Raw genomic sequence first — 22,134 nt, forward strand, 5'->3', positions numbered from 1 at the left:
AAAGTGGATGAGGTGGCCGTCGCGATCGCGGACCCGGTGCGCCGGCACATCCTGACCATGCTGCGAGAGGAGCCCCTCTCCGCCGGCGACATCGCCCAGCGGTTCACGATCAGCCGGCCCGCCGTCAGCCGCCACCTGCGAGTGCTCCGCGACAGCGGGCTGGTCCGCGACGAGCTGGTCGGACGACGGCGGATCTACCGCCTGGACGCGGCCCCACTCGCGCCGCTGATCGACTGGCTCACCGGGCTCGCCGGCACGGACCGGTGGGCGCGGCACCTCGACGCGCTGGAGACCGAGGTCTATCGCACCCGCCGAGAGCGCCGCAGCCGCGGCCCGGCAGCACACCGAAGGGAGAACACGGCATGACCCGTACACCCGCCGGACGCCTGTTTCGCACCGACACCGGCCACGATCTCGTCCTCACCCGGACCTTCCGCGCCCCGGTGGCGGACGTCTGGGCCAGCCTGACCGAGTCGGAGCGCACCGCCCGCTGGTTTGGCCCGTGGGAGGGCGACGCCGGGCCCGGACGGACCATCCGGGTCCAGATGGCGTACGAGGAGCAGCAGCCCTGGTGTGAGGTGCGCATCGACGCGTGCGAACCGCCGCAGCGTCTCGCCGTGTCGATGGTCGACAGCTATGGCAGCTGGTTGCTGGAGCTGTCGCTGACCGAGACCGACGGCACCACCGAGCTGCGCTTCGTGCAGCACCTGAGCAGCGTGGAGGGCATCGCCGAGGTGGGTGCCGGTTGGGAGTACTACCTGGACCTGCTGGTCGCCTCCCGGGATGGCTCGCCCCGCCCGGAGTTCGATGAGTACCACCCCGCGATGCAGCCCTACTACCAGGGGCTGGTCGCCGCGGCCGGCTAGGGGTCGAGCTGCCGCCGCAGCTTGGCGAACTCGACGGTCAACGCCGGCAGGGGAAAGTGCGCGTTCAGGCCACTGGGGTTCGGCAACACCCAGACCTTGGCCGGGCCCAGTCGATCCGGCCGTGGACCCAGCCCGGCCTTCGGCTGGGCGAAGGCGATCCGGTACGCGGTCACCCCGAGAATCGCCACCCAGCGCGGGCGGTAGCGTTCGGCCTTCACCGCCAACCCGGTGACTCCGGCGACCAGCTCCTCGGAGGTCAGCTCGGCGGCGCGGGCGGTGGCCCGGTTGCTGAGACTGGTGATGCCCAGGCCCTGCCGCAGCAGCTCGTCGCGTTCTGACGAGTGCAGTTGGCGGTCGGTGAAACCAGCCCCGTGCAGGGCCGGCCAGAACCGGCTGCCCTTGCGGGCGAACGGCTCCCCCACCGCGGCGGAGTACAGACCCGGGTTAAAACCGCAGAACAGCACGCGCAGCCCGGGGCCGATCACGTCCACCAGCCCTCGGCCGGCCGCCGCCGCCACCTGCTGCGGGGTCGGCCGTCGCGACCGTCCCGCACGCTCCGCGTCCACCACACCGATCCTGCCGTACGCCCGGGTGCCGACACCGGCGCACGGCTTGACACCCTCAACGGATGCAGTCAACCGACCACCTCGCCGCCGCCCGCTACGCCCGGATGCGCTGGAACACTCCGCTGTCGCCGGAACACGCCGCGCTGCTGCTGCAACGGCTGGACGTACGCCCCGGAGCGCGCGTGCTCGACCTCGGCTGTGGTTGGGGTGAGCTGCTGCTGCGGGCGGTTGCCGCCGGTGGTGTGTCCGGCCCCGTCGCGACCAGGGGTGTCGGTGTCGACACCGAGGACGCCGCGCTCGCCCGAGGGCGACGGTTGGCTGCGGATCGGTCGATGAACCGGCACGTCGCCTTCGTGAAGGGGGAAGCGGCGGCCTGGCAGGAACCCGCCGACCGGGTGCTCTGCATCGGCTCGGCACACGCCTTCGGCGGCACCGCGGCCGCCCTCGACGCCCTCGCCGCCGTGGTCCGGCCCGGCGGACGGCTGCTGTTCGGCGACGGGTACTGGGAACGGTCCCCCACGGCGGAGATCGCCGAGGTCTTCGGCCCGGAGGTGGCGACTCTCCCCGGGCTGATCGAGGCCGCCCGCGAGCGCGGCTGGCGGTTGCTGCACCTGAGCACCGCCGATCAGCGGGAATGGGACGACTTCGAATCCACCTGGCTCGCCGGCCGGCAGGAGTGGCTGCTGGCGTACCCGGAGGATCCCCGTGCGGCCGGCGTCCGCGCGGAGCTCGACGACCGGTTGCGCCAGTACGTCGGTGGTTACCGGGGTGTCCTCGGCCTCGCCTACCTCGTCCTGGGCCGCTGACGGTCCGCCCTTGCCGCCGCCGCCTACCCCGCGCGTGGTGAGCGCCGGACCTCGTCTCGCCCTGCGACACCGCTACCGGGACCGCCTGAACTGGCGCGCCCTCGCATCGGAACCGGTGCGTTGAGGGGCTGAAGCCTCGGCGTTTGGCCCGCCTGCCTGGCCGGTGTGGGGAAGAGTGGCAGGCGAGAGCTGTCGAGCGACGGCAGGGCGTCGGGCGGGCATGGAGGATTCAGATGAGCGACACGTCGTCGGCCACGCCGGCCCGCAACGTCGTCCTGGTCCACGGCGCGTACGCCGACGGCTCCTCCTGGTCCGACGTCATCCCGCTGCTGCAGCGGGCCGGGCTGACCGTGACGGCGGTGCAGAACCCGCTGACCTCCCTGGCCGACGACGTCGCCGCCACCAACCGCGCCCTCGACCGCCAGGACGGGCCGACGGTGCTGGTGGGCCACTCCTGGGCCGGCACGATCATCAGCGAGGCCGGCAACCACCCGAGGGTCACCGCCCTGGTGTACGTCGCGGCCCGCGCGCCCGACGCCGGCGAGGACTACAGCGCGCTGGCGGCGAAGTACCCCACGCCGCCGGCCAACGCCGGCCTCGTGCACCAGGACGGGTACGCGCAGCTCAGCGAGAGCGCCTTTCTGAGCGACTTCGCCGGTGGTGTCGAGGAGACCCGGGCCCGCGCCCTGTACGCGGTGCAGGGCCCGATCGCCAAGGACCTCTTCCAGGGCCGCACGACGACGGCCGCCTGGCGGGACCGACCCTGCTATTACTCGATCTCCACGCAGGACCGCACGACCGCACCGGAGCTGGAGCGGTTTCTGGCCGATCGGATGAACGCGACCACCATCGAGGTCGAATCGTCACATCTCGCCATGGTCACGCACCCGGAGACGATCGCCGACCTCATCCTCATGGCGACCAGGGGCACTCGCGGTCCCGCCTAGCGGACCGAAGCACGCTGCGCGTCGTCCCACCGCCGCGGCGGTGGGCTTGACGAGGCGCAGACATCGGAGGTTTACTGCGTCAACGATACCAGTCGATGAATTTTAACCGTCCACAGTGGTTGGTTGAGTTCGTCGGCTGGTCCGCCGCACCATCCCCCACCACCCCCACCACCCCGCAGCACCTCAGCCGAGCATCGGCGGCCCGGCTCCCGCACCACCGCCGCCCTGGCCCCTGGCCTGCCCGCGTGCACGCCCTGAGGTCGTCGCTCAGCTAAGGAGCACGAGCATGCGTTCCCGTTCCCGCTTGTTGGCCGCCATCACCGGTCTGTCCGTGTTACTGACCAGCCTGGTCGCCCTGCCGACCCCCGCGTCGGCGGCGCCGCTGACCAAGGTCCTGGTCTTCAGCAAGACCGCCGGCTTCCGCCACTCGTCCATCCCCAACGGCATCGCGGCGATCCAGCAGCTCGGATCCGCCAACGGTTTCACCGTGACCGCGACCGAGGACGCCGCCCAGTTCACCACCTCCAACCTGGCCCAGTACCAGGCGGTGGTCTTCCTGTCGACCACCGGCGACGTGCTCAACTCCAGCCAGCAGACCGCGTTCGAGTCGTACATCGCCGCTGGTGGCGGCTACGTCGGCGTGCACGCCGCCGCCGACACCGAGTACAGCTGGCCGTGGTACGGCGGGCTCGTCGGGGCGTGGTTCGACTCGCACCCGGCGATCCAGACCGCGACCGTGCGGATCGAGGACCAGACGAACCCGTCGACCGCGCACCTCGGCACCACCTGGGTCCGCTCCGACGAGTGGTACAACTACCGCACCAACCCCCGGTCGGGCGCACGAGTCCTGGCCAACCTCGACGAGTCGTCCTACAGCGGCGGCAACATGAGCGGCGACCACCCGATCACCTGGTGCAAGGCGTACGGCGGCGGGCGGGCCTGGTACACGGGCCTCGGCCACACCGAGGCGTCGTACACCGACCCGAACTTCACCCGGATGCTGCTCGGCGGCCTCCAGGTCGCCGCGGGCTCCGTGACGGCCGACTGCTCGCCGCGCACGACCACCCCGCCGACCAGCGGCTCCACCCTGCGGGCCCGCGCCAACAACCAGTACGTGAGCGCGCCCAACTCGACCACCGCGCTGATTGCCAACAAGACCTCCGTCGGCACCAGTGAGCGGTTCGACCTGGTCAGCCTCGCCAACGGCAACGTGGCGCTGCGCGCCAAGAGCAACGGCCAGTACGTCGCGGCCGAGAACGCCGGCGCTGCCGCGCTGATCGCCAACCGGGCCAGCGCCGGCGCCTGGGAGACGTTCCAGTTGGTCCGCAACTCCGACGGCACGGTGAGCCTGCGGGCCACGGTGAACAACCGCTACGTCGCCGCCGACAACGCCGGCGCGTCCCCGCTGATCGCCAACCGGACCTCGATCGGCCAGTGGGAGAAGTTCGACCTGGTCACCACCAACTGACCTGTCCCCCGCTCGTTCTCCACCACCACCACCTGGTCGTGGTGCGCCCCCGCGCGCCCGTCCCCCGGTCGTCGAGAAAGGACGATCATGCTCTCGTACCCCCGGCGCTGGCCCCGGGCGCTCTTCGCGGCGGTCCTCACCGTCGCGAGCGCGGCCCTCGCTGTGGCTGCACCGTCCACCGCCCAGGCTGCGGTGATTCCCGCCTCCGACTATCAACAGGTCAAACTCGCCACCGGGTCGGCCGAGCTGGGTGAGGCCATGTCCCTGGCCGTCCTGCCCAACCGCTCGGTGCTGCACACCGCCCGCAACGGCGTCCTTCGGGTGACCGACGTGGCCGGCAACACCAAGGTTTCCGGCACCCTGTCCGTCTACACGCACGACGAGGAGGGGTTGCAGGGCGTCGCCGTCGACCCCAACTTCGCCACCAACCGGTGGATCTACCTGTACTACTCGCCCACGTTGAGCACCCCGTCCGGGGACGCCCCGACCACCGGCTCACAGTCCGACTGGGACCGGTGGAAGGGGCACCTGCGGCTGTCCCGGTTCACCCTCAACTCCGACGACACGCTCAACCTCGGCAGCGAGAAGATCGTGCTCCAGGTCGCCAACGACCGTGGACAGTGCTGCCACGTCGGCGGTGACCTGGACTTCGACGCCGCCGGCAACCTGTACCTGACCACCGGTGACGACACCAACCCGTTCGAGTCGTCCGGGTACGCGCCGCTGGACGAGCGGACCAACCGCAACCCGCAGTTCGACGCCCAGCGTTCGGCGGGCAACACCAACGACCTGCGGGGCAAGGTGCTGCGGATCAAGCCGCAGGCGGACGGCACGTACACGATCCCGTCGGGCAACCTGTTCGCGCCCGGCACGGCCAACACCCGTCCGGAGATCTACGCGATGGGTCTGCGCAACCCGTTCCGGATGAGCGTCGACAAGGCGACCGGCGTCGTCTACCTCGGCGACTACGGCCCGGACGCGGGGAGCACCAACTCCAGTCGTGGCCCCCAGGGTCAGGTGGAGTTCAACCGCATCACGGCGCCCGGCAACTACGGCTGGCCGTACTGCACCGGCACCAACACGAGTGCCGAAACATACAATGAATACACCTTCCCGTCCGGGCCGTCGCAGTCCAAGTACAACTGCACGGGCGGGCCGACGAACAACTCGTTCCGCAACACCGGGCTCACCACGCTGCCGGCAGCGAAGCCGGCCTGGATCAAGTACGCCGGCGACTCCGGGTCACCGCCGGAGTTCGGCAGCGGCTCGGAATCCCCGATGGGCGGCCCGGTCTACCGGTACGACGCCTCGCTCAACTCCAGCATCAAGTTCCCGCAGTCGCTCAACGGCCAGTTCTTCGCCGGCGAGTACGGCCGCCGCTGGATCAAGGCGATCGCGGTCAACTCCGACGGCTCGCGTGGGGAGATCTCCAACTTCCCGTGGAGCGGCACCCAGGTCATGGACATGGCCTTCGGCCCGGACGGCGCACTGTACGTGCTGGACTACGGCACCGGCTCGAACAACCAGGCACTGTTCCGGATCGAGTACATCGGCGGCGGCAACCGCAGCCCCATCGCGGTGGCCTCAGCGAACCCGACCTCGGGGGCCAACCCGCTGACGGTCAACTTCTCGTCGGCCGGCAGCTCCGACCCGGAGGGTGGCGCACTGAGCTACCTGTGGACCTTCGGCGACGGCACGACGTCGACGGCCGCCAACCCCACCAAGACGTACACCACGAACGGCACGTACTCGCCCACGTTGAAGGTCACCGACCCGGCCGGGTTGTCCGGCACGGCGAGCCTGGTCGTCACCGTCGGCAACACGGCCCCGACGGTGACGCTCACCTCGCCCGCCGACGGGCGGCTCTTCACCTTCGGTGACACAGTGCCGTACACCATCTCGGTGAGCGACCCGCAGGACGGCACGATCGACTGCGCGAAGGTGAGCCTGACCTACGCGCTGGGCCACGACAGTCACGCTCACCAGATCACCTCGAAGACCGGGTGCAGCGGCTCGATCACCGTGCCGACCGACGGGGAGCACGACTCGGCGGCCAACATCTACGGGGTCTTCGACGCCGCCTACACCGACAACGGTGGGCTCACCACGCACAGCATCAGGACGCTGCAACCGAAGCACCGCCAGGGTGAGCATTTCAGCGCCACGTCCGGTGTCCAGGTCACCGACCACACCAACGCCGAGGGTGGCCGCACGGCCGGGTTCATCGAGAACAACGACTGGATCTCGTACCAGCCGTACAACCTGTCCAACGTGAACCGGTTCACCGCCCGGGTCTCCTCGGCCGGGGCCGGCGGCACCATCGAGGTTCGCACCGGGTCGGCCACCGGCAGCCTGCTCGGCACCGCCACCGTGCCGGTGACCGGCAACTGGGAGACCTTCGTCGACGTCTCCACCGCCATCAGCAACCCGCCCACCTCGACGACCACGCTGTACCTGGTGTTCAAGGGTGGGTCCGGCAACCTGTTCGACGTCGACGCGTTCACCTTCACCACCGGCACCAGCAGCGGCACTCCGGTAACCACCCTCCGAGCACAGATCAACAACCAGTACGTGTCCGCGGTCGGCACCAGCGCGCTGATCGCCAACAAGGCCAGCGTCGGCGCCACCGAGCAGTTCGACCGGGTCGACGCCGGCAACGGCAACATCGCCCTCCGGTCCCGCGCCAACGGACTGTACGTCTGCGCCGACAACGCCGGCGCCAATCCGTTGATCGCGAACCGCACCACGATCGGACAGTGGGAGACGTTCCAGATCATCAACAACTCCGACGGGACGGTCGGTCTGCGGGCGTTGGCCAACAACCAGATCGTGGCGGCCGAGAACGCCGGTGCGGGGGCACTGATCGCCAACCGTACGTCGGTCGGATCCTGGGAGAGGTTCACCCTGAGCACCAGCTGACGAGCGGGTGATGGGCCCGGCCTTGATGGTGACCAGGCCGGGCCCTACCCGGTGAAGTAGGCGGCGCTCTGCGGGTCCGCCGGGTAGTAGGACTCCACCGCGATCTCCTCGATGGTGATGTCCATCGGGGTGCCGAACGTGGTGATGGTCGAGAACAGCCGCAGTTCGCGTCCACCGACCCGCAGGATCATCGGGATCACCACGTCGGCGTCGACCCGTTGGTTTGTCGGGTCATCGGCCATCGGTTTCAGCAGGTCGTCGTAGAGCGCCGCGAGTTCCGCGTCGGGAGCGGCGGCGAGCTGCCGCGAGATCCGGCTGCGGAACACCGCCCGCACGTCCGCCAGGTTGACGACCAGGGGGGCGAGCCCGCGCGGGTCCAGGCCCAGCCGAACCAGGTTCACCGGTGGCCGCAACAGGTCGGGCGCCGCGTACGCGAAGAACGGGTCGACCGCGCGGTTGGTCAGCACGATGTTCCACCGACGGTCGAAGACCAGCGCCGGATACGGCTCGTGCGCCTGGAGCACCCTGCGGACCGCGTCGAGGGCACCCGACAGGGCGGCGTCATCGAGCGGGCGCTGCGCGTACCGGGGTGCGAAGCCGGCGGCGAGCAGCAGCTGGTTGCGATCACGCAGCGGCACGTGGAGTTGCTCGGCCAGCCGAAGGATCATGTCGGCGCTCGGCGTGGACTTGCCGGTCTCGACCAGGCTGACGTGCCGGGCCGAGACATCCGCGGCGATCGCCAGGTCGAGTTGGCTGAGCCCTCGACGCTTGCGCCACTGCCGTAGGAGCGCCCCGACCGCATACACGATCATGAGCCTACTCATCGTCGCTCGGGACGCCATGAAGTGTGATGTCATCGACAACGACCCGGGGCCGGGGAAACACTGGCGCCCATGAGCACCGAGAACAAGACCATCGTCGGGCAGGCCCTGGCGGGGCTGGTCGACACGGGCGACGTCGACACGCTCGCGTCGTACCTCAGCGAGGACTTCACCCACCACCGGTCGGATTCGACGACCTCGACCAAGGCGCAGTGGCTCGCGGCGGTCCGCGCCGCGCTGGGCCCGACCGCCGGCATGCAGGTCGACATCCTGCACCTCCTGGCCGACGGTGATCACGTCGTGGTGCACTCGCGACGCCGACTACCCACTGCGGGGCCGGAGATCGTGGTCGTCGACGTCCTGCGAATCGCCGACGGGCTCATCGCGGAGGTGTGGGAGATCATCGAACCGGCCACCCAGGCAGCCGCCAATGGGGCGTGGTGGGATTCAGCGGTCGGCGCGCACGGCTAGATCGGGAACCGGCCGTGACGCCAGTGCCAGTGGCCGCCGGACTTCAGGTGGTCGATGATCGCGCGCTGGAGCACGGTGCGGCGCGGCAGCTCGTCGAGCGGCGTGGACAGGGTGCGAAACCCGAACCGCAGCACCTCGATGTCGGCGTCCGGCCCCGCCGACTCCTGGTAGGGCTCCAGCTCGAACCGGCGTTGGAACCGCACGATGTTGGAGTCCTCGGGAAGGTAGTCGCGCAGCTGCGGGTCGAGCAGCCACGAGCCGCAGGAGAACGCGGTGTAGTGCTCGTCGGGGAAGTGCCGGGGGAAGAACGCGCGGGCCTCGTCGAGCGATGCCTCGATCGCCTCCGGGGTCAACGGCCCCGACTCCGGGACGTGCAGGCCGATCGCGCCGTCGCCGCGCTGGTGCTGAAGCCGGCCCAGCTCGTAGACGCTGCCGCGGGCGTGCAGGGTCAGCCAGCTCTGCATGATCGGCCAGCCCTCGCCGCGCATCCGCCGGTCGACCGCGAGGTTGCGACCCAGGTCGGCGAGGGTCACCCAGGACACAGCATCGGGGATGCCGTGGTCGCGGTGGTACGCCCGGACGACGTCGACCATGGCCAGGTAGGCGTACACGTAGAGATGCCGCCAGGCCGGCCCTCGGTCGCGTGGCAGCTCCGGGCCGGGCGGCAGCCAGTCGTAGCCCGCGAGATCGGCGCGGACCAGTGCGATCGAGCGGTCGAGCAGCCAGCGCAGCTCGGGTGTCCACAGCGGAGAGCCGGGATCCGGCCAGCCCGCCATGATCTCGGCGGCGTCGTCCGGCCGTACGGCGAGCCGGTCGAGGAGCGCGGGTGCGTCGGCCTTGGCCGGCAGTGGCGCCGACGGCCCGTCCCCGGCGAGCCGGTGTACGCGGTCGACGTCCTCGACGGGCACCCCGAGCCGGGCGGCGATGTCGTCCAGATCCACGTCGACGACCCTACCGGCCGGTGGGCGTCTCAGGAGTCCGCGGGAACTCCGGCGTCGAGCTGCCCGATCATCGGCGCGAGGAGGTCGTTGAGTTCCCGGGCCAGCACCACCACGGCCCGGCGCGCCGCGGTGGCGACGTCGTCGTCCGGCCCGCCGGGCGTCGGCGGTAGATCGCCGAGCGGCACCGGCGCCTCCACCTGTAACAGCGCGCGCAGGTGCGGCCGGCGCGTCTGGTCCTGCTCCGGTCAGCGGTCAGCCGACGAAGACGCAGAACGGATGCCCGGCCAGATCGGCGTACACCCGTAACGGCTCGTCGGGGTCGCCGATGCGGTCGTACAACAGCCGGCCGCCGAGGCGCAGCACGCGCTCGTGCTGGACCAGCAACTCCTCGACGGACTCCACGGTCAGGTCCAGGTGCAGCTGCTGGGGCACGACATTCGTCGGCCACGTCGCCTCCGGCAGATGCTCCACCCGCTGAAACGCGATCTGGGTCCCGCCGGCGGGCGACCGCAACACCAGCCAGTCACGGCCACGTTCGTCAGCCTGGCCGGCCGCCGGCGGCTCGTCACCCGGCCGGTAGACGAAGCCCAGAAGCTGTCGATAGAACTCCGCCAGTGCCCTGGCGTCGGTGCAGTCGAGCACCACCGAACACAGCTTGGGCACGCTCTCCTGGTCAACCACGTTCGATCACCTCCGGGCGCCATTCTGGTCGCACCACGCCGCAGTCACAGCGTCAGCGGCTTGACAAAGAGGCCGTTCCAGAGTGGACGATGCACCGTGCGAATTCTTGTGGTGGGTGGCAGCGGCCTGATCGGCGCTCACGTCGTGGACGTCCTGAAGGACCGTGGGCACGCCGCGACCACGGTGGCGCGTACCGCCCAGCCGGGCGTGGACCACCTGCTCGATGTCGGGTCCGCCTCGATCGACGAACTGCGGCCGTTGCTCGCCGGTCACGACGGCGTCGTGTACGCCACCCGGACCGACGAGCAGCGGCCGCTGCCCAAACCGATCTATCCCGAGTTTCGCCGGGACAACGTCGAACCGGTGATACGCCTGTTCACCGCCGCCCGCCTCGAAGGTCTCACCCGGGCTGTCGTGATGGGCTCCTACTACACCTACTTCGACCGGCTCCACCCGCAGTGGCGCCTGGCCGAGCGGCACACGTACATCCGGTGTCGCCTGGAGCAGGCCCGGGAAGGACGGGCTGCCGCCGGTCCGGACCTGCCGGTCGCCGTCCTCGAACTGCCCTTCGTCTTCGGTCGAGCCGGCGATCGGCTGCCCAACTGGGCCGGACCGCTGGACCGGTGGGCGCGCTCGCGTACACCCTTGGTCGCCCCGACCGGCGGGAGCGCCGCGGCCTCCGCGCGCAGCGTGGCCGAGGTCGCGGTCGACGCCCTGGAGCAGGCCAGCGGCGCGGACATCCCGGTCGCCGACGAGAACCTCAGCTGGCACGACATGATCGCGCGCATCGCCGAGGCGGTGGGCCGACCCCGGCGGGTCAGCCGCCTGCCGGCCGGGGTGGCGCGGGCCGCGCTGCGACTCGGCGGCGCGGCGCAGACCCTCGGCCGCAAGGAGTCGGGCGTCAACCCCAGCTACCTTGCCGACCTTCTGCTCGCCGATTTGTTCATCGAACCGACGAGTGGTCGCTCCCTGGACCCGGCGCTGCGCGAGACCTTCCCCAACAGCGCCACGTGATGTCCTCGTCAGCCGGGGTTCGTCGACCCAGCCTGCCGCGTGGCGATGTCCACGAACTCGTGCACCAGCGGTGATCCGTTACCCTCCGCCCAGGCCAGGCACACCTGGTTGGCCGCGAGGTCGGCGACGGGCACGTGAACGACGTCCGGCCTCGTGTAGAACGTCGCGGTCGACAGGGGCAGGATCACCATCCCGGCGCCCGCGGCGACGTGCTCCAGCTTTTCCTCGACGGAGTTCAGCGCGGGCCGAGGGCGGGGATCGGGGTCGGCGGGCCGGTTCGGCAGATCCCGCCATTCGGGCACCGCGTCCGGGGCCTGGAGCAGCCGTTCCTCGGCCAGTTCAGCGATGTCGAGCGCCTCCTTGCCGGCCAGGCGGTGTTCGCTGTCCAGGACCACGACGCGGGGTTCGGTGAACAGCCGGTGCAGGCGCAGACCGCGCTGGTCCACCGGGAGCCGCACGTAGCTGACGTCCGCCCGCCCCTCGCGGACAATGTCGGCCTGGTCGTCCCAGGACGTACGGACGACGTTGACGGCCAAATCGGGGTGCCGTTCGGCGATGGCGCGGGCCTCGGCGGTGACCAGCACGCCGGGCATGAACGCGATGGTGAACGTCGCCCTGCCGTGGGCGGCCCGTTGCACCCGCCGCCGCAGAGCCTCAGCCGAGGCGAGCAGCGGACGGGCGTCGGTGAGCAGCTGGCGGCCGGCCTCGGTCAGCACGGTGGAGCGGCGGTCCCGGACGAACAGCTCGGCGCGGAGTTCGTGCTCGAAGGCCCGGATCTGGCGCGACAGGACCGGCTGGGCGATGTGCAGGCGCGCGGCGGCCCGGCCGAAGTGCAACTCCTCCGCGACCGCCACGAAGTAGCGGAGCTTGCGCAGATCGACGTCCATACGCCCCCCGTTGAAGTCGCACGCGCCCGACCTTTAAACGATACCTTGGAGGTATCACAGCAGCTGAAAGAGGTCTTGGACGCGGGCGTGCCCGGCGGAGCACGGTGGTAACCGTCTCCACCACCCGATCCAGAAGGACACGATCATGACCCTCACCGACAAGCGCGTCGTCGTACTGTCGCCAACCTCACCGACCCGGGCGCCGTGTCCCGGCTGTTCCACGATCTTGGATCATTCGACCACCTCGTCTACACCGCCGGTGAACCGCTCGCACTGATGTCCGTCGACGCCCTCGACCTCTCCGCCGCCCGGACCGCCTTCGACCTGCGCTACTTCGGCTCCCTGTCGGCGGTCAACGCGGCGCTCCCGCACCTGCGCCCCGGCGGGTCGATCACCCTCACCACCGGCACCGCCAACCACCGGCCCAGCGCCGGCTGGTCGGTGGCAGCCAGCATCACCGGGGCGATTGACGCACTGGTCCGCGCCCTCGCCGTCGAACTCGCCCCGCTCCGGGTCAACGCCGTCTCCGCCGGCGTGATCCGCTCCCCGCTCTGGGACTCGCTGCCAGAGCAGACCCGAGAGCAGATGTACGCCCAGCTCAGCGAGTCGCTCCCGCTCGGTCGGGTGGGCGAGCCCGAGGAGGTCGCCGAGGCGTTCGCCTACCTCCTCCAGGCGACCTATGCCACCGGCACGGTGGTGACCGTCGACGGTGGCACCCTGATCGCCTGAGCCCGCCGCACCCGTCAGCGGAGGTGTTCGGCCAGTCCGACGATAATGCCCTCGGGGCCGCGGACGTAGCAGAGCCGGAAGATGTCCTCGTACCGCTCCACCTCACCGACGAGTTCGGCGCCGTGGCCGCGCAGCCGGGCGATCACGTCGTCGATGTCGTCGACGGCGAACATGATGCGCCGAATGCCGAGCGTGTTCGCCGGCGCGTCCTTCGGTTCCGCGCGGATCGCCGCCGGTCGGTGGAACATCGCCAGCTCGACCTTGCCGTGGCCATCCGGGGTCCGCAGCATCGCGACCTCCTGTCGGACGTCGTCGATCCCGATGACACGCTCCACCCACCGCCCCTCGACCGGCCCTCGCCCTTCCACCTCCATGCCGAGTTCGACGAAGAACGCGATGACCGCGTCAAGGTCCTCGACAACGATGAGGACGTTGTCCATCCGCTGGATCGCCATGCTGGATCTCCCTGCTCTGGTGCGGTCACGGTGACCGCATCCTCCCCCCGAGGACGGAGCCACCCGGCCGCTCTCGACATCCAGAGCGCACCACCTCGTCGGGTGGCAGGCCCGCTAGCTGTAGTGACCAGCAGGGTTGTTGACGCGGCTGATGGGTGGTTTGCCGCCGAGTGAGGTGTGGTTGCGGTAACTCAACCCGCGCGGCGGCCACCGCGGCCGCCGGCACGGCCTGGCTCGGGGAAGGCGCCGCAATTGCCGAGCACGGTGACCTGTCGCATCCGCACAGCGTGCCAGGCTGCCTGCGAGGCGACCTGACCAGCGCCTGTTCCGCAGGAGTTAACAGCGTTGGTCGGTCCCGGTCCCGTCAGTAGCGTCGTGCGCGTTCGGTCGACGATCTGATCGGCCCTGACCACAAGGAGAAACACGGATGATCTCTGCGTTTGCGCGGCGCCTCGCCAGCGTGGCAGTCGCTGGCACGGTTCTGGCCGGGGCGATGCTGACGTCGGCGGGCCCGGCCGCGGCCGCCTACCCCACCTGTTACGGCAAACGGAAAGTGGCGACGGCCCCGTACAACGAGCTGGTGTGGATTCCCGCCGTGTCGTCCACCGGGTCGACCAGCTGCAACCTACGCCTGGGCGACTACAACAACACGGGCGTCAGTGTGCTCCAAGATGCGATCAACCGGTGTAACCGGCCGCAGAACTTCGCCCCGATTGTCGTGGACGGCGACTTCGGCCAGAAGACCAAGGACCTGCTCATCGTGGCGCAGGCGATCCGGGAGACAGATACGGACGGCATCTACGGCCCGCTCACCCGGGACGCGTTCTACTGGCCGCTGCCGTCCGGGGAAGGCTGCCGCGCGATCCACTGACCGCCGCCGCGTCATTGAGCTGGCGAGCACAGCGCCGGGTGTCGGTACGGCTGGGCCATCACCGCCACCGTCTGGGTCTTGCCAGTGGCCCGCAGCCACCCCGATCATCGCCGTGTGTTGCGCATCCACTTCTCGAGCGAAGACCTGGCGCGTATTCATTTCGCGCCCGGAGTCGACTGGTTCTGGGAGACGGCACTCAGCATCCACCAGCTGCGTCTGCGCGACTCCCATCCACTTCTCGACTCGTGGAAGCGGTCCGCGCGGCAACAGCTACACCCGTCCGCCGGGCTGAGAGCGAAGACGAACCCGATCATCGCTCTCAGCCCGCCGCGAGGCTACTTCCCCGACTTCCTGACGCCCCCGGACCACGGGTTCGACTCCGGTGTCGACGCCATCCTGTCCACCCCCCGTGCGCGGCTGCACCAGGAGATCGGTCTCCTCGCCGCGTCCAACCGGGACATCCGCGCCGACGTCGACGGTCTCGCCCGAGGCCAACCGGCGGCGCTGGCGGCCCTCGGGACCGCCATCCGGGCCTACCGCGACGTGGTGCTGGCACCTATGTGGGCGCAGGTGTCCGCCGCAGTCCAGGCCGACCTGCAACACCGCGTGCGGCACCTGGTCGCCGGAGGGTGGGCGCAGGTGCTCGACGGCCTACACCCGCAGGCAAGGTACGCCGACGGCAGTCTGGTCATCGCGCAATGGGGCGTGGCCGGCGACAGCGACCTGCACCTCGATGGACGTGGGCTGACGCTGATCCCGTCGTACTTCAAGGAAGCCCGGCAGCTGATGGTGCTCGCCGACTTCGACCTGCCGCCGGTGCTGGTCTATCCGGTCGACCCCGGCATCCGGGTCCTCGCGGACGCCGGTCACTCCCCTCTGGCGGCGCTGATCGGCGCCACCCGCAGCCGCATCCTCGAACTCGCGGCGGGCCGCAACACCTCCGAGATAGCCCGGATCGCCGGCATCTCCGTGCCGGCGGCAAGCAAGCACCTGGCGGTGCTACGTCAGAACAACGTCATCACCAGCGTTCGACGTGGTGGCATGGTCATCCACACCACAACCGCGCTCGGCACGGCGCTGCTGGAAGGCGACGGCATGACCGCGGTGGGGGCCAACGCCGCAGCTGTACGCCACGCGCGGCAATGAGATCCGCGCCTTCCAGCCGACCTGAGGTGCGGCTCAGGCCCGTAGTCGTCCGGCGGGCGGGCCAATCCCGAATGTGCAACGATGACCGGCATGTCGACTCCACGAAAGGGCAATGCCGCGTAGGCGCCCCGCACAACTGCGTGCCGACTCCATCTACCGGCGACCGCTTGATGAGTCGACCTCATCATCCCCGGGCTCTCGGCCCGCGGCCTGAAGGTCATCGCGGTACGTGGGCCACCCCCAGCGCCAAGATCGCCACAGTGTCGGGCTTGATCGGAAGCGTGTCCGCCACAGCGACTGGCATCAAGGATTTCGCGTTGAGTTGAAGCGGAACTTAGAGCCGCTGCCCTACGACCAGCGGGATCTACGCGGGGGACGTCTGCTGGCACGGCGTCTCGGGTTGCCCTCGTTCAACGCTACTTGATGTCGTTTCACGGTGTCTTGTGCCCCCTGTGTGCCCCGGAATGGCGGGGGTACCACAACGGCGACCCGGGCGTTGGAACGGCTCCACACCCTTCTCTCGACGCTAAGAAAGTTAGCACGGGCTCAGGACTCCCGGTATCGGTCGACAGACTGATTACAAGCTCACCGCAATCTCGCTAGATTCGCCGAGCTAATCAACGGGAAGGATCCGAAGTCTGTGCAATCTCTACGGGGTAGAAAGAACAGTCACGCTTCCGGACGCGGCTCGGCCGACGATCAAGAGCAAAAGCCATGGGCGCTGGTCCGACGGGGGCTGATTCCCGATACGCGCTCGCAACGGGTTCTTGCTCTGGCAACGTTCGTCAACATGATCGGCAGCGGCGTCTTTATGGTCAGCGCCGCGCTCTTCTTCACCCGTGTTGTCGGACTTCCATTGACTCAAGTCGGTATCGGAATGGGCATCGCGGCCGCCGCTGGCCTTTTTGCTGGCGTGCCGGTCGGGCATCTCGCTGACCGACGAGGGCCACGAGAAATCTATCTCTTGATGCTCGTCATTCAGGGCACAGCGATGGCGGCGCTGGTATTCGTGCAGTCATTCTGGTTGGTTCTGGTGGCGCTGTGCATGGGGGAACTCGCTCGCTCAGCGGGGGGTGCGGCACGTGGTCCGCTGGTTCGCGGAATCGGCGGTGCTGACCTCACCAGATACCGCGCTTACCTACGCTCGGTCGCGAATCTCGCCGGAAGCTGCGCCGCCGTGGCTGCTGGCTTCGCCGTGCAGTACGACACGCGTCCGGCTTACCTGGCCCTGGTGCTGGGTAATGCGCTCAGTTTCGTGGCCAGTGCCGCCATCATTGCAGCGCTGCCGTCGCTACCGCCCGTGCCCGCGCCGCAAACGACCAGCTCGTGGGAGGTATTGAAGGACCGGGCGTATGTTGCCGTCACCGTGCTCGACGGCATCATGTCGATCCACCACCAGGTGCTTCTCTTCGCACTGCCACTCTGGATCGTCGGGCACACCGACGCACCCCGGTGGCTGATCGGCGGGGCAGCACTGGTCAACACCGCTCTAGTGGTCCTGCTCCAAGTCAGGGCTAGCCGAGGGGTCAATGACAGGGCCACCGCCGGGAAAGCCCTGCGGCGCGCGGGCGTGGCGTTCTTCGTCGGCATGGCCGCGATGGCGGCAGCGGCAGGACTTCCCTCATGGCTTGCGCTCACAGGCATCGTCGTCGGCATCATCGTCCACACATTCGGTGAACTGTGGCACACGGCCGGTTCGCTGGAACTCCGATTCAGCCTCGCTCCCGCCCACGCCCAAGGGCAGTACATGGGACTGTTCGGGTTCGGTGCCGGCCTGGCGAACGTGATCGCACCCACCGTGTTGGCACTCTTCTGCATCGCCTGGGGAGTCCCTGGTTGGCTCCTGCTCGGCGGGGTGTTCGTCATGGCGGGCCTGTTGACGCCTTACGTGGTGCAGTGGGCGGAACAAACGCGCCCGTACGCGACGCAGCCCGCGTAGCTGGGCTAGCCATCCCGATGCTCCTATGGATGTCAACCCGCGACCCCTTGACCCCCAGGCACCCAACACGGGGCTTTGGCCTGCCGTTCACGGGGTTGAACTGCTGGAACCGTCCATCAGCATCCCTGTCCGTCCGCGGGCGTCCGTCCCGGTCGTCACCCAGTAAGTCACCCCCGGGCGAGTTGCAGGGTCCTTGCATCAGTCGTCCTCGGTGACTGCTGTGGACTGCGGCAGGGAGAGATTTTCGGCGTGAGCCCTGGCGACCTGGACGCGACCCGGCCAACCCTCCGAGTCGTCCGTCAGGTCAAACTCGTGCGCGGCGCGCTCATCTTCGCCCCACCCAAAGGCGGCAAGACCCGGGAGGTTCCCCTCCCCGCCTCAGTAGCTCACCGCCTGAGCGACCACGCCAAGCAGTACCCGTCCATAGAGGTCACCCTGCCCTGGGGAACCCTGACCGGCGACCCCACGACCGTCACGCTCTACCTGACCACCGCCGACGGCCTGCCGCTCAGCCGCTCGAAGTTCAACCCCGGAGTCTGGAAGCGCGCCATCCGGGCCGCCGGCATCCCCGACGACCGTCACAACGGCATGCACGTCCTGCGGCACACCTACGCCTCGGTCCTCCTGGACGCCGGCGAGAGCGTCAAGGCCCTGTCGACGTACCTGGGCCACGCCGACCCTGGGTTCACCCTGCGGACCTACACGCATCTCCTGCCGACCAGCGAGGACCGAACGCGGCGCGCCATCGACACCGCGTTCGGCGAGGACCAAGCCGCCGGGGACGGCCCGGAATCCGTTGACGGCCTGGAGACGGCATGATCATGGTTCAGCGGTCTTCCGGGCGGCCTCCGGTGCAGGTCAGGGCACCTGCGCCCGTTACTTGGCGTTGAAGTAGCTGGCCTCCGGGTGGTGCACCACGATCGCGTCGGTGGCCTGCTCCGGCATGAGCTGGAACTCCTCGGACAGCTCGACCCCGATCCGGTCCGCGCCGAGCAGATCCATGATCTTCGCCCGGTCCTCCAGATCGGGGCAGGCCGGGTAGCCGAACGCGTACCGGCAGCCCCGGTAGTCGTTGCGCAGGATGCCGGCCAGGTCCGCCGGGTCGTCGTGCCCCAGCGGACGACCGTCGGGCAGGGTCATCTCGTTGCGGATGCGCTGGTGCCAGTATTCGGCGAGGGCCTCGGTGAGCTGCACGGAGAGCCCGTGCACCTCCAGGTAGTCGCGGTACTCGTTGCGGGCGAACAGCTTCGCCGCGTACTCGCTGACCGGCTGGCCGACGGTGACCAGTTGCAACGCGACCACATCGAGCTGGTCGCCCTGGGGCTTGAAGAAGTCCGCCAGGCAGAGCCGCCGCTCCTGCCGCTGCCGGGGGAAGGAGAACCGGGCGCGCTCCGCGTGCCCGTTCTCGTCGAGCACCACCAGGTCGTTGCCTTCGGAGTACGCGGGGAAGTAGCCGTACACCACGGCTGCCTCCAGGACCTGGTCGGCGATCAGCCGATCCAGCCAGTACCGCAGACGGGGCCGGCCCTCGGTCTCGACCAGCTCCTCATAGGAGGGCCCGTTACCGCCCCGGGCGCCGCGCAGGCCCCACTGGCCGGAGAAGGTGGCCCGCTCGTCGAGCAGCGCCGCGTAGTCGGCCATCGGCACGCCCTTGATCACCCGGGTGCCGAAGAACGGCGGGGTGGGCACCGCCACGTCCGCGGCTACGTCGGAGCGGACCGACGAGTCGTGCAGCTCCGGCAGCGACGTGGTGACCATCGAGCGCTGCCGTTCCCGGCGGGCCCGCCGGGCCGCGAGAGCCGCCTCCCGCTCCGGGTCGATCACCGGGGCACCGCCGCGCTTGGCGGTCATCACCTTGTCCATCAGGGACAGCCCCTCGAACGCGTCCCGCGCGTAGTGCACCTGCCCGGGGAACGTCGACCGCAGGTCGTCCTCGACGTACGCGCGGGTCAGCGCCGCACCACCCAGCAGGACCGGCCACCGCTCCGCGACCCCGCGGGTAGCCATCTCGGCCAGGTTTTCCTTCATGATGACCGTGCTCTTCACCAGCAGCCCGGACATGCCGATCGCGTCGGCGCGGTGCTGCTCGGCGGCGTCGAGGATGGCGCTGATCGGCTGCTTGATGCCGATGTTCACCACCTCGTAGCCGTTGTTGGACAGGATGATGTCGACCAGGTTCTTGCCGATGTCGTGCACGTCGCCGCGCACGGTGGCGAGCACGATGCGGCCCTTGCCGCCGTCCTCCGCGGTCTCCATGTGCGGCTCCAGGTAGGCCACCGCGGTCTTCATCACCTCGGCGGACTGGAGCACGAACGGCAACTGCATCTGGCCGGAGCCGAACAGCTCACCGACCACCTTCATGCCGTCCAACAGGATGTCGTTGATGATCGACAACGGGGACCGGCCACCGGCCATCGCCTCGTCCAGGTCGGCCTCCAGGCCGTTGCGCTCACCGTCGATGATCCGCCGCTTGAGCCGCTCGTCCAACGGCAGCGCCGCCAACTCCTGGGCCCGGCTGGCCCGGGCGCTGGTCACGTCCACGCCCTCGAACAGCTCCAGGAAGCGCTGCACCGGGTCGTACCCCTCGCGGCGCCGGTCGTAGACCAGGTCCAGGGCGACCTCGCGCTGCTCGTCGGGGATCTTCGACATCGGCAGGATCTTGCTGGCGTGCACGATCGCCGACGACAGGCCGGCCTGCACGCACTCGTGCAGGAACACCGAGTTGAGCACCTGCCGGGCCGCCGGGTTGAGCCCGAAGGAGATGTTCGAGATGCCCAGGGTGAAGTTGACGCCCGGGTAACGGCGGGCGATCTCCCGGATCGCCTCGATCGTCTCGATGCCGTCGCGGCGGGTCTCCTCCTGCCCGGTGGCGATCGGGAAGGTCAGCGCGTCGATCAGGATGTCGGAACGGTCCATCCCCCACCGGCCGGTCAGGTCGTCGATCAACCGCGCCGCGACCCGCACCTTCCACTCCTGGGTACGCGCCTGCCCCTCCTCGTCGATGAGCAGCGCCACCACCGCGGCGCCGTGCTCACGAACGATCGGCATGACCCGCGCGTACCGGGAGTCGGGACCATCGCCGTCCTCGAAGTTCACCGAGTTGACCACGCAGCGGCCGCCGAGCATCTCCAACCCGGCCTCGATCACCGCCGGCTCGGTGGAGTCCAGCATGATCGGCAGCGTCGACGCGGTGGCGAACCGGCCGGCCAGCTCCCGCATGTCCTGCGTGCCGTCCCGGCCGACGTAGTCCACGCACAGGTCGAGCAGGTGCGAGCCGTCGCGCGCCTGACTGCGGGCGATCTCCACACAGGCCCGCCAGTCGCCGGCGAGCATCGCCTCGCGGAACGCCTTCGAGCCGTTGGCGTTGGTCCGCTCCCCCACCATCAGCACCGACGCGTCCTGGGCGAACGGCACCGGGTGGTACACCGACGAGACGCCCGCCTCGTGCCGGGGCTCGCGGGCCGGGGCAGTGGCGCCGTGCAGCCGTTCGGCCAGCACCCGGATGTGCTCCGGGGTGGTGCCGCAACAGCCGCCGATCAGCCCCACGCCGTACTCGGTGATGAACCGCTCCAGCGCCTCGGCCAGCTCCACAGGAGTCAGCGGGAAGTACGCCCCGTCGGCGGTCAACACCGGCAGGCCGGCATTCGGCATCACCGACAGTGGGATGCGGGAGTGCTGTGACAGGTAACGCAGGTGCTCACTCATCTCGGCGGGGCCGGTCGAGCAGTTGAGCCCGATGAGGTCCACGCCGAGCGGCTCGATCGCGGCGAGGGCCGCACCGATCTCGCTGCCGACCAGCATGGTGCCGGTGGTCTCCACGGCCACGTGGCAGATGATCGGCACGGACTGACCCAGCTCGGCCATCGCCCGCTTCGACCCGACCACGGCCGCCTTGACCTGGAGCAGGTCCTGGCAGGTCTCGATGATCAACGCGTCCGCGCCGCCGACGATCAGACCCGCGGCGTTCTCCTGGTACGCGTCGCGCAGGGTCGAGTAGGCGGTGTGGCCGAGGGTGGGCAGCTTGGTGCCCGGCCCGATCGAGCCGAGCACGAACCGGGGTCGCTCCGGGGTGCTGGCCGCGTCGGCCGCCTCCCGGGCGATCCGGGCGCCCGCCTCGGACAGCTCGCGGATGCGGTGCGGGATGTCGTACTCGGCGAGGTTGGCGAGGTTGGCGCCGAACGTGTTGGTCTCCACGCAGTCGGCACCGACGGCCAGGTAGGCGTCGTGCACCCCGCGCACCACGTCCGGACGGGTGACATTGAGGATTTCGTTGCACCCCTCCAGCCCGTCGAAGTCGTCGAGCGTGAGGTCCGCAGCCTGCAGCATCGTGCCCATCGCGCCGTCGGCGATGAGGATCCGGTCTGCCAGCACATCCATCAATGAAGTCCGCACCCGTTCAGGTTAATGCGATCAGGCCGCACTCCACGACCGCCCTCGAGCGATCCCCTATTGTGTCACCGGGATCACCCTGTCTGGTTCGTTCGGGTATGACCGGCTGCCGGACCGGCCGACCGGCGCGGCCGACAGGCCGCGCCCTCGCCCGGCACGTAGGCTGACGGACGTGAAGGACAACAGGGACGCCGCCGTGCCCCACGGTATGACGACCG

Annotated in this window: 21 protein-coding genes; 13 read left to right on the plus strand and 8 right to left on the minus strand. The window is 69.6% G+C overall.

What is annotated here, in order from left to right:
* Positions 1–3 precede the first annotated feature (3 nt).
* Together ACIBF8_RS19465 and ACIBF8_RS19470 are read left to right on the plus strand one after the other, a co-directional pair.
* Complete coding sequence (locus ACIBF8_RS19465) at positions 4–366, plus strand: metalloregulator ArsR/SmtB family transcription factor (RefSeq protein ID WP_396784573.1); 363 nt, start codon at positions 4–6, stop codon at positions 364–366.
* The gene (locus ACIBF8_RS19470; protein ID WP_396784574.1) at positions 363–866 is read left to right on the plus strand and encodes an SRPBCC family protein; all 504 of its coding nucleotides are present in this window, start codon (positions 363–365) and stop codon (positions 864–866) included. Before ACIBF8_RS19465 ends, ACIBF8_RS19470 begins: the two co-directional genes overlap by 4 nt.
* Here ACIBF8_RS19470 and mug read toward each other — a convergent pair.
* Complete coding sequence (mug, locus tag ACIBF8_RS19475; protein WP_396784898.1) at positions 863–1,432, minus strand: G/U mismatch-specific DNA glycosylase; 570 nt, start codon at positions 1,430–1,432, stop codon at positions 863–865. The two genes, ACIBF8_RS19470 and mug, sit on opposite strands and share 4 nt — an antisense overlap.
* 62 nt (positions 1,433–1,494) lie before the next feature.
* Here mug and ACIBF8_RS19480 point away from each other — a divergent pair, with 62 nt between their 5' ends.
* The 4 genes from ACIBF8_RS19480 (at position 1,495) to ACIBF8_RS19495 (ending at position 7,572) form a co-directional block, all read left to right on the plus strand.
* Entirely contained in the window at positions 1,495–2,238 is a 744-nt protein-coding gene (locus tag ACIBF8_RS19480; RefSeq protein ID WP_396784576.1) for an SAM-dependent methyltransferase, read from the plus strand.
* A 233-nt stretch (positions 2,239–2,471) separates the two neighbouring features.
* A complete protein-coding gene (locus ACIBF8_RS19485; protein WP_396784577.1) occupies positions 2,472–3,185 on the plus strand; it encodes an alpha/beta fold hydrolase in 714 nt (237 codons plus the stop codon).
* A 286-nt stretch (positions 3,186–3,471) separates the two neighbouring features.
* On the plus strand, positions 3,472–4,653 hold the full coding sequence (locus ACIBF8_RS19490; RefSeq protein ID WP_396784579.1) for a ThuA domain-containing protein: 1,182 nt from the start codon (positions 3,472–3,474) through the stop codon (positions 4,651–4,653).
* Positions 4,654–4,740: 87 nt separating this feature from the next.
* Positions 4,741–7,572 (plus strand): PQQ-dependent sugar dehydrogenase, encoded by a 2,832-nt coding sequence (locus ACIBF8_RS19495; protein WP_396784580.1) that lies wholly within the window; start codon positions 4,741–4,743, stop codon positions 7,570–7,572.
* A 44-nt stretch (positions 7,573–7,616) separates the two neighbouring features.
* Here ACIBF8_RS19495 and ACIBF8_RS19500 read toward each other — a convergent pair whose 3' ends face one another.
* Positions 7,617–8,384, minus strand: coding sequence for a helix-turn-helix domain-containing protein (locus ACIBF8_RS19500; RefSeq protein ID WP_396784582.1), 768 nt, complete (start codon positions 8,382–8,384; stop codon positions 7,617–7,619).
* Positions 8,385–8,465: 81 nt separating this feature from the next.
* Here ACIBF8_RS19500 and ACIBF8_RS19505 point away from each other — a divergent pair, with 81 nt between their 5' ends.
* A complete protein-coding gene (locus ACIBF8_RS19505; RefSeq protein WP_396784583.1) occupies positions 8,466–8,864 on the plus strand; it encodes a nuclear transport factor 2 family protein in 399 nt (132 codons plus the stop codon).
* Here the strand turns inward: ACIBF8_RS19505 and ACIBF8_RS19510 are convergent.
* From ACIBF8_RS19510 to ACIBF8_RS19520, 3 genes are all read right to left on the minus strand, one after another.
* Complete coding sequence (locus ACIBF8_RS19510) at positions 8,861–9,805, minus strand: acyltransferase domain-containing protein (RefSeq protein ID WP_396784585.1); 945 nt, start codon at positions 9,803–9,805, stop codon at positions 8,861–8,863. The two genes, ACIBF8_RS19505 and ACIBF8_RS19510, sit on opposite strands and share 4 nt — an antisense overlap.
* A gap of 29 nt (positions 9,806–9,834) precedes the next feature.
* Positions 9,835–9,990 carry a hypothetical protein gene (locus tag ACIBF8_RS19515; RefSeq protein ID WP_396784586.1) on the minus strand — a complete coding sequence of 52 codons (156 nt, stop codon included), beginning with the start codon at positions 9,988–9,990 and terminating at the stop codon, positions 9,835–9,837.
* A 67-nt stretch (positions 9,991–10,057) separates the two neighbouring features.
* On the minus strand, positions 10,058–10,486 hold the full coding sequence (locus ACIBF8_RS19520; RefSeq protein ID WP_396784587.1) for a VOC family protein: 429 nt from the start codon (positions 10,484–10,486) through the stop codon (positions 10,058–10,060).
* A 96-nt stretch (positions 10,487–10,582) separates the two neighbouring features.
* Here ACIBF8_RS19520 and ACIBF8_RS19525 point away from each other — a divergent pair, with 96 nt between their 5' ends.
* Positions 10,583–11,500: an NAD-dependent epimerase/dehydratase family protein gene (locus tag ACIBF8_RS19525; RefSeq protein ID WP_396784588.1), complete on the plus strand. Its 918-nt coding sequence runs from the start codon at positions 10,583–10,585 to the stop codon at positions 11,498–11,500.
* Positions 11,501–11,508: 8 nt separating this feature from the next.
* On the opposite strand, the gene ACIBF8_RS19530 is transcribed toward ACIBF8_RS19525, so the two are convergent.
* The gene (locus ACIBF8_RS19530) at positions 11,509–12,387 is read right to left on the minus strand and encodes a LysR family transcriptional regulator (RefSeq protein WP_396784589.1); all 879 of its coding nucleotides are present in this window, start codon (positions 12,385–12,387) and stop codon (positions 11,509–11,511) included.
* Between the two features lie 204 nt (positions 12,388–12,591).
* On the opposite strand from ACIBF8_RS19530, the gene ACIBF8_RS19535 reads away from it, so the two are divergent.
* Positions 12,592–13,116, plus strand: coding sequence for an SDR family oxidoreductase (locus ACIBF8_RS19535; RefSeq protein WP_396784591.1), 525 nt, complete (start codon positions 12,592–12,594; stop codon positions 13,114–13,116).
* 14 nt (positions 13,117–13,130) lie between these two features.
* Here ACIBF8_RS19535 and ACIBF8_RS19540 read toward each other — a convergent pair whose 3' ends face one another.
* Positions 13,131–13,571: a VOC family protein gene (locus ACIBF8_RS19540; RefSeq protein WP_396784593.1), complete on the minus strand. Its 441-nt coding sequence runs from the start codon at positions 13,569–13,571 to the stop codon at positions 13,131–13,133.
* A gap of 427 nt (positions 13,572–13,998) precedes the next feature.
* On the opposite strand from ACIBF8_RS19540, the gene ACIBF8_RS19545 reads away from it, so the two are divergent.
* The 4 genes from ACIBF8_RS19545 (at position 13,999) to ACIBF8_RS19560 (ending at position 18,346) form a co-directional block, all read left to right on the plus strand.
* Positions 13,999–14,442: a peptidoglycan-binding protein gene (locus tag ACIBF8_RS19545; protein ID WP_396784595.1), complete on the plus strand. Its 444-nt coding sequence runs from the start codon at positions 13,999–14,001 to the stop codon at positions 14,440–14,442.
* A 114-nt stretch (positions 14,443–14,556) separates the two neighbouring features.
* Positions 14,557–15,588: an ArsR/SmtB family transcription factor gene (locus tag ACIBF8_RS19550; protein WP_396784597.1), complete on the plus strand. Its 1,032-nt coding sequence runs from the start codon at positions 14,557–14,559 to the stop codon at positions 15,586–15,588.
* 640 nt (positions 15,589–16,228) lie between these two features.
* Positions 16,229–17,527 (plus strand): MFS transporter, encoded by a 1,299-nt coding sequence (locus ACIBF8_RS19555; protein WP_396784598.1) that lies wholly within the window; start codon positions 16,229–16,231, stop codon positions 17,525–17,527.
* A 225-nt stretch (positions 17,528–17,752) separates the two neighbouring features.
* Positions 17,753–18,346 carry a tyrosine-type recombinase/integrase gene (locus ACIBF8_RS19560; RefSeq protein WP_396784900.1) on the plus strand — a complete coding sequence of 198 codons (594 nt, stop codon included), beginning with the start codon at positions 17,753–17,755 and terminating at the stop codon, positions 18,344–18,346.
* Between the two features lie 57 nt (positions 18,347–18,403).
* Here ACIBF8_RS19560 and metH read toward each other — a convergent pair whose 3' ends face one another.
* Entirely contained in the window at positions 18,404–21,904 is a 3,501-nt protein-coding gene (gene metH / locus ACIBF8_RS19565) for a methionine synthase (RefSeq protein ID WP_396784599.1), read from the minus strand.
* Between the last annotated feature and the right edge of the window lie 230 nt (positions 21,905–22,134).

It is taken from the genome of Micromonospora sp. NPDC050276 (assembly GCF_044459545.1).
GTDB lineage: Bacteria > Actinomycetota > Actinomycetes > Mycobacteriales > Micromonosporaceae > Micromonospora.